16 protein-coding genes are annotated in these 15,547 nt (G+C 72.9%); 12 read left to right on the forward strand and 4 right to left on the reverse strand.

The window, feature by feature from the left end; genetic code table 11:
- Nucleotides 1-18 precede the first annotated feature (18 nt).
- The 5 genes from HLB15_RS02735 to nagB all read left to right on the forward strand — a co-directional run bounded on the left by HLB15_RS02735 (nt 19) and on the right by nagB (nt 4,959).
- Nucleotides 19-1,314: an extracellular solute-binding protein gene (locus tag HLB15_RS02735; RefSeq protein ID WP_171103465.1), complete on the forward strand. Its 1,296-nt coding sequence runs from the start codon at nt 19-21 to the stop codon at nt 1,312-1,314.
- Nucleotides 1,315-1,401: 87 nt separating this feature from the next.
- Entirely contained in the window at nt 1,402-2,349 is a 948-nt protein-coding gene (locus HLB15_RS02740; RefSeq protein WP_229785336.1) for a carbohydrate ABC transporter permease, read from the forward strand.
- Nucleotides 2,346-3,200: a carbohydrate ABC transporter permease gene (locus tag HLB15_RS02745; protein ID WP_171103466.1), complete on the forward strand. Its 855-nt coding sequence runs from the start codon at nt 2,346-2,348 to the stop codon at nt 3,198-3,200. Before HLB15_RS02740 ends, HLB15_RS02745 begins: the two co-directional genes overlap by 4 nt.
- Complete coding sequence (locus HLB15_RS02750) at nt 3,200-4,180, forward strand: ROK family protein (RefSeq protein WP_171103469.1); 981 nt, start codon at nt 3,200-3,202, stop codon at nt 4,178-4,180. The genes HLB15_RS02745 and HLB15_RS02750 overlap by 1 nt, the downstream gene beginning before the upstream one ends.
- The gene (nagB, locus tag HLB15_RS02755) at nt 4,180-4,959 is read left to right on the forward strand and encodes a glucosamine-6-phosphate deaminase (RefSeq protein ID WP_171103471.1); all 780 of its coding nucleotides are present in this window, start codon (nt 4,180-4,182) and stop codon (nt 4,957-4,959) included. Before HLB15_RS02750 ends, nagB begins: the two co-directional genes overlap by 1 nt.
- A 43-nt stretch (nt 4,960-5,002) precedes the next feature.
- Here the strand turns inward: nagB and HLB15_RS02760 are convergent, their stop codons facing one another.
- Nucleotides 5,003-6,403 (reverse strand): AAA family ATPase, encoded by a 1,401-nt coding sequence (locus tag HLB15_RS02760; RefSeq protein ID WP_171103473.1) that lies wholly within the window; start codon nt 6,401-6,403, stop codon nt 5,003-5,005.
- 102 nt (nt 6,404-6,505) lie between these two features.
- Here HLB15_RS02760 and HLB15_RS02765 point away from each other — a divergent pair, with 102 nt between their 5' ends.
- The 5 genes from HLB15_RS02765 (at nt 6,506) to HLB15_RS02785 (ending at nt 11,413) form a co-directional block, all read left to right on the forward strand.
- Nucleotides 6,506-6,808: a DUF3039 domain-containing protein gene (locus tag HLB15_RS02765; protein ID WP_171103476.1), complete on the forward strand. Its 303-nt coding sequence runs from the start codon at nt 6,506-6,508 to the stop codon at nt 6,806-6,808.
- On the forward strand, nt 6,805-8,610 hold the full coding sequence (locus HLB15_RS02770) for a DEAD/DEAH box helicase (protein ID WP_171103478.1): 1,806 nt from the start codon (nt 6,805-6,807) through the stop codon (nt 8,608-8,610). The genes HLB15_RS02765 and HLB15_RS02770 overlap by 4 nt, the downstream gene beginning before the upstream one ends.
- A gap of 137 nt (nt 8,611-8,747) precedes the next feature.
- Complete coding sequence (locus HLB15_RS02775; RefSeq protein WP_171103481.1) at nt 8,748-10,193, forward strand: nicotinate phosphoribosyltransferase; 1,446 nt, start codon at nt 8,748-8,750, stop codon at nt 10,191-10,193.
- Nucleotides 10,194-10,355: 162 nt separating this feature from the next.
- Complete coding sequence (clpS, locus tag HLB15_RS02780) at nt 10,356-10,664, forward strand: ATP-dependent Clp protease adapter ClpS (RefSeq protein WP_171103558.1); 309 nt, start codon at nt 10,356-10,358, stop codon at nt 10,662-10,664.
- Complete coding sequence (locus HLB15_RS02785) at nt 10,661-11,413, forward strand: DUF2017 family protein (protein WP_171103483.1); 753 nt, start codon at nt 10,661-10,663, stop codon at nt 11,411-11,413. The genes clpS and HLB15_RS02785 overlap by 4 nt, the downstream gene beginning before the upstream one ends.
- A 46-nt stretch (nt 11,414-11,459) precedes the next feature.
- Here HLB15_RS02785 and HLB15_RS02790 read toward each other — a convergent pair whose 3' ends face one another.
- Together HLB15_RS02790 and murI are read right to left on the reverse strand one after the other, a co-directional pair.
- The gene (locus tag HLB15_RS02790) at nt 11,460-12,287 is read right to left on the reverse strand and encodes an MBL fold metallo-hydrolase (protein ID WP_171103486.1); all 828 of its coding nucleotides are present in this window, start codon (nt 12,285-12,287) and stop codon (nt 11,460-11,462) included.
- Nucleotides 12,287-13,090 (reverse strand): glutamate racemase, encoded by an 804-nt coding sequence (gene murI, locus HLB15_RS02795; protein ID WP_171103488.1) that lies wholly within the window; start codon nt 13,088-13,090, stop codon nt 12,287-12,289. The genes HLB15_RS02790 and murI overlap by 1 nt, the downstream gene beginning before the upstream one ends.
- 131 nt (nt 13,091-13,221) lie before the next feature.
- Between murI and rph the strand changes: the two genes are divergently transcribed.
- Entirely contained in the window at nt 13,222-13,983 is a 762-nt protein-coding gene (rph, locus tag HLB15_RS02800) for a ribonuclease PH (protein WP_212759428.1), read from the forward strand.
- Here rph and HLB15_RS02805 read toward each other — a convergent pair.
- Nucleotides 13,943-14,455, reverse strand: coding sequence for a winged helix-turn-helix transcriptional regulator (locus HLB15_RS02805; protein WP_171103490.1), 513 nt, complete (start codon nt 14,453-14,455; stop codon nt 13,943-13,945). The two genes, rph and HLB15_RS02805, sit on opposite strands and share 41 nt — an antisense overlap.
- A 127-nt stretch (nt 14,456-14,582) precedes the next feature.
- On the opposite strand from HLB15_RS02805, the gene HLB15_RS02810 reads away from it, so the two are divergent.
- Nucleotides 14,583-15,530, forward strand: a complete 948-nt coding sequence (locus HLB15_RS02810; protein WP_171103492.1) for an MFS transporter — start codon at nt 14,583-14,585, stop codon at nt 15,528-15,530.
- Nucleotides 15,531-15,547: the final 17 nt, after the last annotated feature.

The following is a 15,547-nucleotide window of genomic DNA, read 5'->3' on the forward strand; positions in this document are numbered from 1 at the left end:
CCCGGGAGGAAGACACACGTGAACAGAAACCGTCTGGTCGGCGCCGCGGCGTCGGCGATCACCCTGACGCTCGCGCTCAGCGCGTGCGGTAACGCGGGCGGCGCGGCGAGCAGCCCCGAGGAGACCGGCCCCGGCGAGGTCCGGGTCTGGCTCGTCGGCTCCGACACGCCGCAGGACGCCCGGGACTACCTCAAGGAGACGTTCGAGGAGGAGAACCCGGGCAGCACGCTCACGATCGAGGAGCAGGCCTGGGACGGCCTCGTCGACAAGTACACGACGGCGCTGTCCGGCTCGGACGCCCCCGACGTGGTCGAGATCGGCAACACGCAGGCGGCCGCGTTCACCTCGTCCGGCTACTTCCGCGAGATCACCGCGGAGGAGTTCGAGACGCTGGGCGGCGACGACCTGCTGCCGGGCTTCGTCGAGGCCGGTGACTGGGAGGGCAAGCACTACGCCCTGCCGTACTACTCGGGCTCGCGCGTCGTCTTCTACTCCGAGCAGGTGCTGGGCGACACCGCGGTGCCGACGACCCTCGACGAGTACGTCGAGACCGCCGTCGACCTGCACACCAAGGACCTCTCCGGTGTCTACTGGCCCGGCCAGGACTGGTACAACGCCCTGCCCTTCATCTGGGAGAACGGCGGCTTCGTCGCCGAGCAGGCCGAGGACGGCACGTGGGAGGCCGGCTTCTCCTCCGAGGGCGGTCTGAAGGGCCTGGAGCAGATCCAGACGATCATGACCGAGGGCAACAACGCCCCGGCCGACACCAACGAGACCGACCTGCAGGTGCCGTTCTGCGAGGGGCAGGTCGCGTTCCTCTCGGCGCCGAGCTGGATCCAGTGGTCGATCAACGCGCCCGAGGAGCCGGAGGACCCGGACGGCGTGCCCGGCTGCGCCTCGACCTACGGCTCGGACCTGCAGGCCTTCGCCCTGCCGGGCAAGGACGGCGGCGCCGCGCAGGTGTTCGCCGGCGGCTCGAACATCGCCGTCGCGCAGAAGTCCGCGCGTCCTGACCTCGCGATGAGCGCGCTGGAGATCATCCTCAGCGACGAGTACCAGTCGATCCTCGCCGAGAACGGCCTGTTCCCGGCCAAGACCTCGCTCTTCGAGAAGGTCGACCAGTCGACGTCGATCGGCACCGCGGCCGCGGAGGCCGCCGCCAACGCGAAGCTCACCCCGGCGTCCCCCAAGTGGGCCGATGTCGAGTCGCAGATGATCCTGCAGACCGCGTTCTCCAAGATCGCCTCGGGCGAGGACGTCAAGGCCGTCGCCGAGAAGCTCGACGCGGACATCGAGGAGATCCTCAACAGCTGACCCGCGTCGGCACCCCTTCCTCCCGTCCCGCCCGGTGACCTCCACTCCTGGGCGGGGCGGGACTCCACTGCCCCGAGGAGACAGGACATGAGCACCACACTCGTGGATTCACCGGCGCCACCGCGCCAAGAGATCCGGCACAAGCGCCGGCCGCCGTACCTGCCCTGGCTGCTGCTCTCGGCGACGATGATCCTGCTGGGCGTCCTCACCGGATACCCGGTGCTGCGGCTCGTGGTCATGTCGTTCCAGGAGTACGAGCGCGCCCAGCTCATGGGCCAGCCCGCCGAATGGGTCGGCCTCGGGAACTACGCGGAGGTGCTCACCGACGTCGAGGGCTTCTGGATCGTGCTCGGGCGCAGCTTCCTGCTCATGGTCTTCCTCGTCGTCACCACCCTCGTGCTCGGCATGCTGGTGGCGCTGCTCATGATGCGCGTGAACAAGGCGCTGCGGCTGCTGGTGTCGGTGGGCCTGCTGCTCGCGTGGGCCATGCCCGCGCTGTCGGCCACCACGGTGTGGGGCTGGGTGTTCGACACCCAGTACGGCGTGGTCAACAACCTGCTGACCCGGATCACCGGTGACGACTGGTTCGGGCACTCGTGGCTGCTCAACCCGCTCTCGTTCTTCCTCATCCTGTCGTTCATCGTCGTGTGGGGCGCCGTGCCGTTCGTCGCCTTCACGCTCTACGCGGGGCTCACCCAGATCCCCGAGGAGGTGATGGAGGCCGCGCAGCTCGACGGCGCGAGCGCCTTCCAGCGCTTCCGGCTGATCCAGGTGCCGTACGTCCGCAGCATCATCACCGTGCTCGTGGTCCTGTCGATGATCTGGGACCTCAAGCTGTTCACCCAGGTGTTCGTGCTGCAGGACATCGGCGGCGACCGCGAGCTCACCAACACGATCGGCGTGTACATCTACCAGACCGGCATGGCGCAGGGGCACTACGGCCTGGCGAGCGCCGTCGGTGTCATCTTCGTGGCGGTCATGCTGGCCATCGCGTACCCCTACGTGCGGCGCACGCTGCGGGAGGAGGAGCTGTGATCAAGGTCCGCAGGCGTCTCGCCGACACGGGGTTCGGCGCGCTGGCCGTCGCCGTCTTCGTGTTCTCGGCCTTCCCCGTCTACTGGATGGTCAACACGTCGTTCCTGCCGAACAACAAGATCCGCGGCCGGGACCTCGCGTTCTTCCCGACGCCGGACGTGTTCACGCTGAACAACTACCGGTCGGCGATGTTCGGGGAGGCGCGGGCGCCGTTCCCGCCCGCCGTGCTCAACTCGATCGGTGTCACGTTCCTCACACTGGTGATCGCGCTGCTGGTCGGGTTCGTCGCCGCGCTGGCGCTGACCCGGTTCCAGTTCAAGGGCCGCCGGACGTTCATCGTGCTGATCCTCGTCGTCCAGATGATCCCCGGAGAGGCGATGATCATCTCGGTGTTCCGGATCATCGACGGCTGGCAGCTGCTCAACACGATCATCGGCCTGACGCTCGTGTACGCGGCCGGCGTCCTGCCGTTCACGATCTGGACACTGCGCGGTTTCGTCAACGGTGTACCCAAGGAGCTGGAGGAGGCGGCGATGATCGACGGGTGTTCCCGGGCCGGCGCGTTCTGGCGGGTGACGTTCCCGCTGCTCGCCCCGGGCCTGGTGGCGACGGGCGTGTTCGCCTTCCTCCAGGCGTGGAACGAGTTCGTCACGGCGCTGGTCGTCATGCAGCGCCCCGAGGCGATGACGCTGCCGCTCTGGCTGCGCACGTTCCTCCAGGCGACGCAGGCGACCAACTGGGGAGCCGTCATGGCGGGGTCGGTGCTGATCGCGATCCCCGCGGTGATCTTCTTCCTGATCGTGCAGGGCCGGATGACCGGTGGTCTGGTGTCCGGCGCGGTGAAGGGCTGATGGGCAAGGACGGGATGGGTTCGTACACGGTCGGGCTCGACATCGGAGGCACCAAGATCCTCGGTGCCCTCCTGGACCCAGCGGGTGAGGTGGTGGCGACGGTGCGCCGGCCCACGGTGCACGGCGCCGACGGGCTGGTGACGGGCGCGGCCGAGGCGGTGCGCGACGTCGTGGCGTCGGGCGGCGTCGAGGTGGGGGTCCTGGCCGGGGTCGGCCTCGGCATCCCCGGCATCGTCGACCACCGCTCCGGCACGGTGCGGCACGCGGTCAACCTCGGCGTGCACGACGACGAGCTGCCGCTCGCCGAGCTGCTGTCCGAGCAGCTCGGCGGGGTGCCCGTGGTGGTCGAGAACGACCTCAACGTGGCCGCCGTCGGCGCGGCGCACGTGCTCGAGCGGACCGCCGAGCCGGACGGTCCGGGCGGCGACGGCGACGCCGGCGCGCACGAGGACCTCGCCTTCCTCGCGCTCGGTACCGGGCTCGCCTCGGGCCTCGTGCTCGACGGCGAGCTGCGCCGCGGCGCGAGCGGCGCGGCGGGCGAGATCGGGCACATCCCGGTCGACCCGCTCGGACCCGAGTGCCCGTGCGGACAGCGGGGCTGCCTCGAGCGGTTCGCCTCGGGCAAGGCGCTCGAGGCGGCGTGGCCGGCGCGGCACGGCAGGCCGGCGCCCGTCGAGCTGTTCGAGGCGGCGCGGGCGGGCGACCAGGAGGCGATCGAGGTGCGCGACCGGTTCGCGGACGCCGTCGCCTCGGCCGTGCGCCTGCTCGTGCTCACGACCGACGTGCGGCACGTGGTGCTCGGCGGCGGCGTGGCCCAGCTCGGCGCCGAGCTGCTCGACGTGGTGCAGGACGCGCTGCGCGAGCAGGCCAAGGTCTCCGCGTTCCTCGGGTCGCTGCGGCTCGCCGACCGCGTCAGGCTGGCACCGACGCACGTACCGGTCGCCGCGGTGGGCGCGGCGGTGCTGGGGAGGAGGGGCTGATGGAGGTCGTCATCGCACCGGCCGAGGAGCTCGCGCGGCTGGCCGCCGGCGCCGTCGAGGGCCTGCTGCGGGCGAAGCCCGACGCGGTGCTCGGGCTGGCCACCGGATCGTCGCCGCTCGCCGTGTACGACGAGCTCGCGCGCCGGCACAAGGAGGGCCTGTCCTTCGCGCGGGCGCGGGCGTTCATGCTCGACGAGTACGTCGGCCTGCCCGCCGACCACCCCGAGCGGTACCGCAACGTCATCGAGAAGGAGATCGCCTCGCGCGTCGACTTCCCGCCCGACGCTGTGCAGGGCCCCGACGGCCTCGCCGCCGACCTTCCTGCCGCGTGCGCGGCGTACGAGGAGGCGATCGCCGGGGCCGGCGGCGTGGACCTGCAGATCCTCGGCATCGGCACGGACGGGCACATCGCCTTCAACGAGCCGGGCTCGTCGCTCGCCTCACGCACGCGCATCAAGACCCTGACCCGGCAGACCCGCGAGGACAACGCGCGGTTCTTCGGCGGGTCCGTCGAGGACGTGCCACGGCACTGCCTCACCCAGGGGCTCGCGACGATCATGGAGGCGCGTCACCTCGTGCTCCTGGCCACGGGGCGCGCCAAGGCGGAGGCGGTGCACCAGCTCGTGGAGGGTCCCGTCTCGGCGATGTGGCCCGCCACGATCATGCAGCTCCACCCGCACGCGACCGTGCTGGTCGACGACGCGGCGGCCTCGCGCCTGCAGCTCGCCGACTACTACCGCCAGACCTACGCCGACAAGCCCGAGTGGCAGGGCCTGTAGGCGCGGTCGGCAGGGACACGCGGACCGCGCCCGTGGCGGGCGCTCAGAGGTAGTTGCCCGCCACGGGCGCCGGCTTCCAGCGGCCCGACGTCGCCACGTCGGCGACCCGCTCGGTCGTCAGGTCGTCGGGGCCGTGCTCGAGGATCGCGCGGCGGGCCACCTCGCGCAGGTCGGCGCCCGTCGCCCCGTCCAGGAACGAGGCGACGAGCCCGACGTCGACGGGTGCGCCCGGCGGCAGGAACAGCCGCAGGATCTCGCTGCGGCCCGCGAGGTCCGGTGGCGGCACCTCGACGATCGTGTCGAACCGGCCCGGGCGCTTGACCGCGGGGTCGAGCGCGTCGGGGTCGTTGGTCGTGGCGAGCGTCAGCACGTCGTCGGAGCTGCGCGTGCCGTCGAGCGCGTCGAGGAACTCGGCGAACGACGTGTCGCCCCGCGCGCCCTTCGCCGCGACGGAGTCGATCTCCTCGAGCACCACGAGGCACGGGCCGAGGCCCCGGATCTCGTCGTAGAGCTCGGTCATCCACGTGCGCAGCACCTCCGCGGTGACGAGCACGACCGTGAGCGGCCCGGCCAGCTCCGTCGCGATCACGCGCGACAGCTTCGTCTTGCCCACGCCCGGCCGGCCGGCCAGGAGCAGACCGCGCGAGGTGGTGTGCCCCAGCGCCTTGAGCGCGTCCCTGCGGGTGGTCACGCTCGAGCAGAACAGGTCGACCTCGCGCCACAGCTCGCCGGGCAGCACGACGTCCGCGCGGGCCTGCGGGGTGTGCGACACGGGCACCAGCTCGACGGAGCCGGTCGACGACCGCGCCGAGAGGACCCCGCCGCGATACGGGTGGTCCACCTCGAGCGTGCGGGTCAGGTCGGTCAGCACCCGCTCGGCGAGCGCGAGGCCGCCCGGCGGCGTGAACGCCGTGACGGTCGGCGTCCCGTAGCGGTAGGCCAGCTCGACGGCCACCGGCGTGTCGTACGCCGAGCCCGCGGGGAACAGCACCGTCGCGACGGCGGGGACGCTCACCGACGTGCCGTCGCCGAGGTCCAGCGCCGCCCGCTGCGGGGCGCCGCCCGGACCGAACACGTCGACGGCGTCCGGGTGCCGGTCGATCCACCGCTGGAGGGCGTAGCCGTGCAGGCGCTGGAGCGTGCGCGACATGTCGCGCGACACGTTGACGAGCGCGCTCTCGTCGACCTCCCACCGGCGGCCCAGCCACTCGCCCGACGACCGCGGCTCGCGCGGGCGCTCGGGGACGGGGCGGCCGAGCATCGCGGCGACGGCGGCGACGGCGCGGCGCGCGCACTCGTCGTGGTCGCCGAAGTCGGGCCACTCGGGCGCGGGCAGGTCGGGGGCGGGCAGGTCGCGCGGCGGGTCGGCCAGGGCGGTGGGCGACTCGGGGACGGGCAGGTCGTCGGGCAGGACGGGGCTCCTCTCGAGGCGGGGACGTGACATGGGTCAGTTATAGCGGTGCCCACCGACACGGCCGCAAGGAAATCTCCGCGCCGAGCCCGTGGGCAGCCCGCGACGTCAGAGGTCCCGCGTAGACTCTCCGGCATGACCGAACCACTCTCCACACCGCAGGACGACCCCCGTACGCAGGGTGGTACGAGCGTCCTCGAGCGCGAGGAGACCCGGGAGGAGGCGCAGCCCGGGGACCACGAGCGCTTCGCGCACTACGTGCGCAAGGAGAAGATCATGGAGTCCGCCCTGAGCGGCAAGCCCGTGATCGCGCTGTGCGGCAAGGTCTGGGTCCCGGGCAGGGACCCGGGCAAGTTCCCGGTCTGCCCCCGGTGCAAGGAGATCTACGACGGTCTCCGTGACCCGCAGGACGGCGGCGAGGGCGACTCCGGAAAGTGACGAGCCAGCCGCAGCAGCTGCCCCACACACCGTCGTCTGCGGCCGCATCGTCGCTCAGCCCTGCCTTCCCCCGCCGTGCCCCCTGGGGTACGGCGTCGAGCCTGCGCGCCTGGCAGGCCGAGGCGCTGGAACTGTACCGCGAGCGCAGCCCGAAGGACTTCCTCGCGGTCGCGACGCCGGGTGCGGGCAAGACGACGTTCGCCCTCCGCATCGCCACCGAGCTCCTGGAGCTCGGGGTGGTCCGCCGCGTCACGGTCGTCGCGCCGACGGAGCACCTCAAGACCCAGTGGGCCGACGCCGCGGCACGCGTGGGTATCCGCATCGACCCGAAGTTCAAGAACTCGCAGGGCCGGCACGGCTCGCACTACGACGGCGTCGCGCTGACGTACGCGCAGGTGGCCGCCAAGCCGGCGCTGCACAGGGCGCGGACCGAGGCGGCGCGCACGCTCGTCATCCTCGACGAGGTGCATCACGGCGGGGACGCCCTGAGCTGGGGTGACGCCGTCCGTGAGGCGTTCGAGGGCGCCGAGCGGCGGCTCGCGCTCACCGGCACCCCGTTCCGCAGCGACACGTCGGCCATCCCGTTCGTCCAGTACGAGGCCGACGCCGAGGGCATCCGCCGCTCGAAGGCCGACTACACCTACGGGTACGGCGAGGCGCTGCGCGACCACGTCGTGCGTCCCGTCCTCTTCCTGTCGTACGCGGGCGACATGCGCTGGCGCACCAAGGCGGGCGACGAGGTGAGCGCGCGCCTGGGCGAGGCCATGACCAAGGACATGACCGGCCAGGCGTGGCGCACGGCGCTCGACCCGGAGGGCCAGTGGATCCCGTCGGTGCTCGCCGCGGCGGACAAGCGCCTCACCGAGGTGCGCCGCACGGTGCCGGACGCGGGTGGCCTGGTCATCGCGACCGACCAGGACAACGCGCGCGCGTACGCGGCGCACCTGCACGAGATCACGGGCAGGCGGCCCACCGTGGTGCTCTCGGACGACGAGGGGGCCTCGGGGCGCATCGAGGAGTTCGCCCAGAACGACGACCGCTGGATGGTCGCCGTGCGCATGGTGTCGGAGGGCGTGGACGTGCCGCGCCTCGCCGTCGGCGTGTACGCGACGAGCGCGTCGACGCCGCTGTTCTTCGCGCAGGCGATCGGCCGGTTCGTGCGGGCCCGCAAGCGGGGCGAGACGGCCTCGATCTTCCTGCCGAGCGTCGCCCCGCTGCTGAACCTCGCGAACTCGATGGAGCAGGAGCGCGACCACGCGCTGGACCGTCCGCGCACGGCCGAGGAGCAGGGCATCGAGTACGACCCGGAGGCGGCGCTGGTCGCCGAGGCGAACCGGGAGGAGAAGGCGTCGGGCGAGCTGCTGGGCTCGTTCCAGGCGCTGGACGCCCAGGCGTCGTTCGACCGCGTGCTGTTCGACGGCGGAGAGTTCGGCGCGGGCGCCGACGTCGGCTCGGCGGAGGAGCTGGACTTCCTGGGGTTGCCCGGCCTGCTGGAGCCGGACCAGGTGGCGACCCTCCTCCGCCAGCGGCAGGCGGACCATCTCAAGGCGCGCGGCACCGCCGCGTCGGCGCGCGAGGTGGAGGCCGAGCGGTCGGAGCAGGAGCACCGGCGCGCCGCCGAGCTGCGCAAGGAGCTGTCGAAGCTCGTCTCGGCGTGGGCCAAGCGCAGCGGGCAGCCGCACGGCGTGATCCACACCCAGCTGCGCCGCACGTGCGGCGGGCCGGAGGTGCCTCTGGCGACGGCCGACCAGCTCGAGGCGCGGGTGGCGCAGGTGCGCCGCTGGTTCGTCGGGCAGAAGTAGCGCGCGGACGTGGCCGGGCAGGACCGGAGGAGCAGGGGAGGGACAGTGGCGAGCGCCACGATCCGCATGGTGAGACAAGAGGGCGCCACGGGCCCGTTCGCACGACTCGGGCCGCCTCTCTGGCCTACCGTGAGGGCATGACCGACGAGCTTCGGGGCAGCGGCGCCCCGCTCACAGACTCGTGGCCTGCGATCGACAACGGTGTCGGCGAGCCTCGGCCCCTTCCCGCAGCACCCCTTCCGGCGGTGCGTCCCTCTGTCGCGCTCCTGACCGACCGGTACGAGCTGACGATGCTCCAGGCGTCGCTCGCGGACGGCACGGCGCACCGGCACTGCGTGTTCGAGGTGTTCACGCGCCGGCTGCCCGCGGGCCGGCGGTACGGCGTGCTGGCGGGCACAGGTCGTGTCCTGGAAGCGCTGCCACACTTCGTCTTCGAGGACGCCGAGCTGGCCTACCTCGAGGAGAACGGGGTCGTGGACCGGCGCACGCTCGACTACCTGGCCGACTACCGGTTCACGGGGACGATCCAGGGGTACGCCGAGGGCGAGGTGTTCTTCCCCGGCTCGCCCGTGCTGCAGGTCGAGGGCACGTTCGCCGAGTCGGTGCTGCTGGAGACGCTGATCCTGTCGATCCTCAACTACGACTCGGCGGTCGCCTCCGCGGCGTCCCGCATGACGAGCGCGGCGGGCAAGCGGCCCGTGCTGGAGATGGGCTCGCGCCGGGCGAACGAGCAGGCGTCGGTCGCCGCGGCGCGCGCGGCGGTCATCGGCGGGTTCGCCGGCACGTCGAACCTCGAGGCGGGCATGCGGTACGGCCTGGACACGATCGGCACCGCGGCGCACTCGTTCACGCTGCTGCACGACACCGAGCGCGACGCGTTCGCCTCACAGGTCGCCGCGCTCGGCCCTGGCACCACGCTGCTGGTGGACACCTACGACGTCAAGCAGGGCGTCGCGACGGCCGTCGAGGTGGCGGGCACCGGCCTGGGCGCGGTGCGCCTCGACTCGGGCGACCTCGCCGTCCTGGCGCACGAGGTGCGCCAGCAGCTCGACGAGCTCGGCGCGCGGGACACCCGGATCGTGGTGACCTCCGACCTCGACGAGTACGCGATCGCCTCGCTCGCCGCCGCCCCGGTGGACGTGTACGGCGTCGGCACCTCGGTGGTGACCGGCTCGGGGGCGCCCACGTGCGGCATGGTCTACAAGCTCGTGGCGCGGGCCGACTCGTCCGGCGTGCTGCAGCCGGTGGCCAAGGCGTCGGCCAACAAGGCCTCGCGGGGCGGCCGCAAGGCCGCGGCGCGCCGGTACGGCCGCGACGGGCACGCGATCGAGGAGGTCATGGTGACCGGCCCGGACACGGCCGTCGCGGAGTGGACGCCGCAGAGCGACGACCTGCGGCCCCTGCTCGCGCCGATGGTGGTGGACGGCGCCGTCGACTCGCGCTGGGTGGGCCCGTACGGGGTGGCCAACGCGGCGATCAACCACGGCATGGTGCGCGCGGAGCTGCCGCGCGGGGCCCGCAGGCTGTCGGCGGGCGACCCCGCCATCCCGACGGTCGATCTGCGCCTCGACGCCTCCTGGTGACGTCCTGGTGACGTCCGGGGAACCCGTACCCGGAGAGGCGCGGAGCGCAGGTCACAGCCCGGCGACAACTTCGCGAAAATTCTGCCCAGGGGTGTCCGGTCCCGGGTGATGACCGCCTAGAGTGAGGGCGTGACTTCTTCCCCTCCGCCGCTGCTCACACCCCTGGGGTCAGCCGGGACGGCCGTCGAGGAGGACACCGACGCTGACCTCGCGTCGGGGGTTGCCGATCCCTGGGTGACGATCGTCTGGAACGACCCGGTGAACCTCATGTCGTACGTGACGTACGTGTTCGAGAGCTACTTCGGCTATCCGCGGCACAAGGCCGAGCGCCTCATGACGCAGGTGCACCGGGACGGGCGCGCCGTCGTGTCGAGCGGAGGGCGCGAGCGCATGGAGATGGACGTCCAGGCGATGCACGGCTTCGGGCTGTGGGCGACGTTGCAGGAGTCCGGCGCACGGGGAGTCGCATGACACCGTTCCGCGCCATGCGGCGGGGTTACGAGGCCAGGTTCGAGCCGGTGGAGCGCGTCATCCTGGCCCGCGTGGCCCGCGACGTCGCGGACATGCTCCGCGAGGAGGCGGGCCTCGACCTGCTCGACGACACCGGCGCGCCGGGCCCGTCCGCGCACCCCGGTCCGGGCAAGGGGCAGACGTGGGCGAACGGCCTGCTGGCGCCCGACGAGCTCACCGACGCCGACCTCGCGCGGCTCACGGGCGTGACGGGCGTGAGCCGCCTGCCCACCGACCCGGCCGCGCAGCGCCTGCTGCCGACCGCCAGCAAGGACGACGAGGACCTGGCCGACGAGTTCCGCCGCCTCACGCAGAACGACGTCGCGCGCGCCAAGGTCGAGCGCCTCGAGGCGCTCGCCGCGCTGCTCGACCTGCCGACGGGCGACGACGCCCCGTCGACGCTCGGCCGGCACGGTGCGCCGCCGCCCGTGCGGGTGCCGCGCGAGGACGCCGAGCGGTTCGCGGGCGCGCTCACCGACGTGCGGCTGGTCATCGCCGAGCGGCTGGGCCTGCGCACGGACGAGCAGGTCACGCAGCTGACCGACGAGATCATGTGGGACCGCCAGGCCGGCCGCGAGATCCCCGTGGCCACCGACGGCCGCGCGGCCCGCCGCTTCTGGTCGGGCGTGTTCGTGGCGGCGGGCTACGCCCAGGAGACGCTCATGGACGTCATGCTCGCGGAGCTGCGCGGCCGCCGTCCGCTGACCTGACCTGGCTGAGCTGACCTGGCCGGTCCGACCTGGCCGGGCCGCGCGGTCAGACCTCGTAGACCGTGCCCGACCGCGCGAGGTCGACGGGGCCCGCGTAGGAGCCGCGCGCCTCGGCCAGCGACACCGCGGGGTCGTTCCACACCGGCAGGTGCGTGAGCAGGAGGCGCCGCGCCCCGGCCTCGGTGGCGAGCTCGCCCGCGCGCCGGCCCGTGAGGTGGATGCCGCGCTCGACGACGTCGTCCCTGCCCTCGACGAACGCGGCCTCGCTGAGCAGCAGGTCGACGTCGCGCGCGAGCTCGACGACCGACTCGCACGCGTCGGTGTCGCCCGTGTAGGCGAGCGTCGCCGTGCCGCCGGCGGCCGACGGGCCCGTCACCCGCACGCCGTACGTCTCGACCGGGTGGAAGACCCGGTGCGGCTCGAGCACCAGCGGGCCCACCTGCACCTTCGGGTGCTCGGGCCAGGAGAGGAACTCGAGGTCGTGGCACATCGACTCGCCCTCGCTCAGCCCGTACGCCTGGGCGACGTGCCCCTCGGCGGTCGACGGCCCGTAGACGGGCAGCGGGGCGCCGCGGCCGCCGTCGCGCAGCGAGCCGCGCTCGGGGTGGTAGCGCAGGTAGACGTACAGGCCCGCGAGGTCGGCGCAGTGGTCGGGGTGCAGGTGCGAGATCGACACGGCGTCGAGCGTCAGCGGGTCGAGGTGCTTCTGCAGGGCGCCGAACGCGCCGTTGCCGAGGTCGAGCAGCACGTTCCAGTCGCGGGCCTCGTGGCCGGCCGCGGCGGCCTCCGCCGCGGTGACCTGGACCAGGTAGGACGACGCGGGCGTCTCGGGGCCCGGGAACGACCCGGAGACCCCGACGGGGAGCAGGCGCATCAGACGGCCTCCACGAGGGACACCTCGGGGCCGAGGAACCTGCTGGCGAGCTGCCCGAAGGGGGCGGGGTCGCCGGTCGTCAGGAAGCGGTGCACGGGCTCGCCCGCGTCGGCGGAGCGCTCGAGGTCGTGCTCGACGAGCGTGCGGTACACGTCCTTCGCCGTCTCGTCGGCCGACGAGACCAGCGTGACGTCGTCGCCCATGACGTACGAGATGGCGCCGGCGAGCAGCGGGTAGTGCGTGCAGCCGAGGACGAGCGTGTCGACGCCGGCCGCGCGGACCGGGTCGAGGTACTCGTGCGCGAACTTCTGCACCTCGGGACCGGACGTGCGGCCCTCCTCGACGAAGCGCACGAACTCCGGGCAGGCCTGGCTCGTGATGGTCAGGCCGGGGGTCACGTGGAACGCGTCGTCGTAGGCGCGCGACCGGATGGTGGTGCGCGTGCCGATGACGCCGATGCGGCCCGTGCGGGTCGCCGTCACCGCGGCGCGCGCCGCGGGCAGGATGACCTCGACGACGGGGATGCCGTGCCGCTGCGTGTAGCGCTCGCGCGCGTCCCGGTACATCGCCGACGACGCCGTGTTGCAGGCGATCACCAGCATCTTCACGCCGTCGGCCACGAGCCGGTCGAGGGCGTCGAGCGCCATCGCACGCACCGCGGCGAGCGGCTTGGGCCCGTACGGGCTGTTCACCGTGTCGCCGAGGTAGCGGACCTGCTCGTTGGGGAGCTGGTCGAGGATGGCGCGCGCGACCGTGAGGCCGCCGAGGCCGGAGTCGAAGATCCCGATGGGCGCGTCGTTCACGGGTGAAGCCTAGCGATCCCACGGTGCTCCCACCGCGCCCCGTGAGGCGCACCACGCGTGACGCGCACCACGTCTGAGCAGGTCAGAAGGTCGCGGCGGAGCGCGACTCGCCGGGTCGATAGGGTGGGCGCATGACCTCCACCAGCGACTCCACCGGCGCTGCCGTGCGCGCCGACGGCCGTGCCACCGACCAGCTCCGCCCCGTGACCGTCACCCGCGGGTGGCTCGACGAGGCCGAGGGGTCCGTCCTCGTGGAGTTCGGCCGCACGCGCGTGCTGTGCGTCGCGTCGTTCACCGAGGGCGTGCCGCGCTGGCGCAAGGGCTCCGGCGAGGGCTGGGTCACCGCCGAGTACGCGATGCTCCCGCGGGCCACGAACGAGCGCAGCCCGCGCGAGTCCGTCAAGGGCAAGATCGGCGGGCGCACGCACGAGATCTCGCGGCTCATCGGCCGGTCGCTGCGCGCCGTCGTCGACATGAGCGCGCTGGGCGAGAACTCGATCGTGCTGGACTGCGACGTGCTGCAGGCCGACGGCGGCACGCGCACCGCGGCGATCACCGGCGCCTACGTCGCGCTCGCGGACGCGATCGCCTGGGGCCGCAGGCACGGTCACGTGACCGGCGGCAAGCAGGTGCTGTCCGACTCGGTGGCCGCCGTGTCGGTGGGCATCATCGACGGCACGCCCATGCTCGACCTGCCGTACGTCGAGGACGTGCGCGCCGAGACCGACATGAACGTGGTGGTGACCGGCAGCGGGAAGTTCGTCGAGGTGCAGGGCACCGCCGAGCACGCGCCCTTCGACCGTGCCGAGCTCGACGCGCTGCTCGACCTCGCCCTGCAGGGCACGACCGAGCTCACGCGGATCCAGCAGGAAGCGCTCGCGCGGGAGCTCTGAGCGCACCCGGCGGGTCGGCCGCGACCTGGGCGACGACGCTGTCCTCGCCCACGAACACCGCGCCGCCCCGCCGGACCGTCTCGGTGTACCGCCGCACCATCTCCGCCTTGTTCTCCCGCACCAGCGCGATCCAGTCCGCCGGCGCGCCCGTGGCCGGGTCGTGCGTCGCACCCCACTCGGCGACCTCGACGAGCACGGGGATCAGCCCGAGCCCGCGCTCGGTGAGGTCGTAGCGCACGCGGCGCCCGTCGGCGGGGTCGGGGGACCGGCGGACGAGGCCCGCACCGACGAGCCCGTCGAGCCGGGCGGACAGGACGCTGGGGGAGATGGCCTCGTCCGAGGCCAGGAACTCGTTGAACGTGTGCTTGCCGAAGTACACGATGTCGCGCACCACGAGCAGCGACCACCGGTCGCCGAAGGCCTCGAGGCCGAAGCTCACCGGGCACGTCGACCGCCCGCTCGCCCGCTTCATCACGTCTCCGTCCTGCCGACCGATGAGTTCTCCCGGTCCGCGTCGTCAGCCCGGCAAGGTCACTACGAAGATCGTAGTGACTCGGGGACAGGGTCCACAAGGGACCCGGGAGCGCGAGGAGCCGGAGATGAGCACGAACGAGACGCCCGCGGCGTCGGACGGCGTGGCGACGCTGCGCCTGCAGGACCCCGAGGTGCGCACCTTCGCGCACCTCCTCGTGAACGTGAGCCTCGCCTCGGTGGTCAACTTCACCGTCTGGTTCGCGGTCACCTTCTGGGTGTACCTGGAGACGGGATCGGTCTTCGCGGCCGGTGTCATCTCGGGCATCTTCCTGGTCGCGATGGTCTCGACGGGCGTGTGGTTCGGCTCGCTCGTCGACCACCACCGCACGAAGACCGTGCTGCAGGCGTCCGCGGCCGCGTCGCTGGCCTGCTACGTCGCGGCGCTCGCGCTCTACCTCACCTCGCCCTCCACGGCGTGGACGCAGGGGTCGAGCCCGCGCCTGTGGGGCCTCGTGCTGCTCGTCATGGCGGGAGTCATGGTGGGCAACCTCCGGGGCATCGCGATGACCACCGTCGTCACCGCCCTCTTCGACGAGGCGCGGCGCGACCGGGCCAACGGTCTCGTGGGGACGACGTCGGGCATCTCCCACCTCGTCACCTCCGTGATCAGCGGCCTGCTCGTCGCCTCGAGCGGGATGCTCGGCGTGCTGGTGGTGGCGGTCGTCGTGCTGGGCGCCGCCGTCGTGCACCTGCGCCACCTGACCCTGCCGGACGTCCTCGCCGAGGCCGCCGCCGCGGGCGAGCCGAGGCGGGTCGACCTGCGCGGCACGCTGCGGCTGGTCGGCCAGATCCCCGGCATGTGGGCGCTCATCGGCTTCACGCTGCTCAACAACCTGCTCGGCGGCGGCCTCATGGCGCTCGCGCTGGGCAGCAGGCAGTACCGGGCGATGAGCCGGTTCTACCGGGACGGTTCGGGTCCTGATGCCGGTTCCGGTGCCGGTGCCGGTTCCGGTGCCGGTGTCGGCGCGGGTGCCGTCGCCGGGGCGCCCGACTCCGCGCTGGTCCCGGCGTGAGCGGGGCGGGTGGCGGC

Source organism: Promicromonospora citrea, from assembly GCF_013004695.1.
Taxonomy (GTDB): domain Bacteria; phylum Actinomycetota; class Actinomycetes; order Actinomycetales; family Cellulomonadaceae; genus Promicromonospora; species Promicromonospora citrea.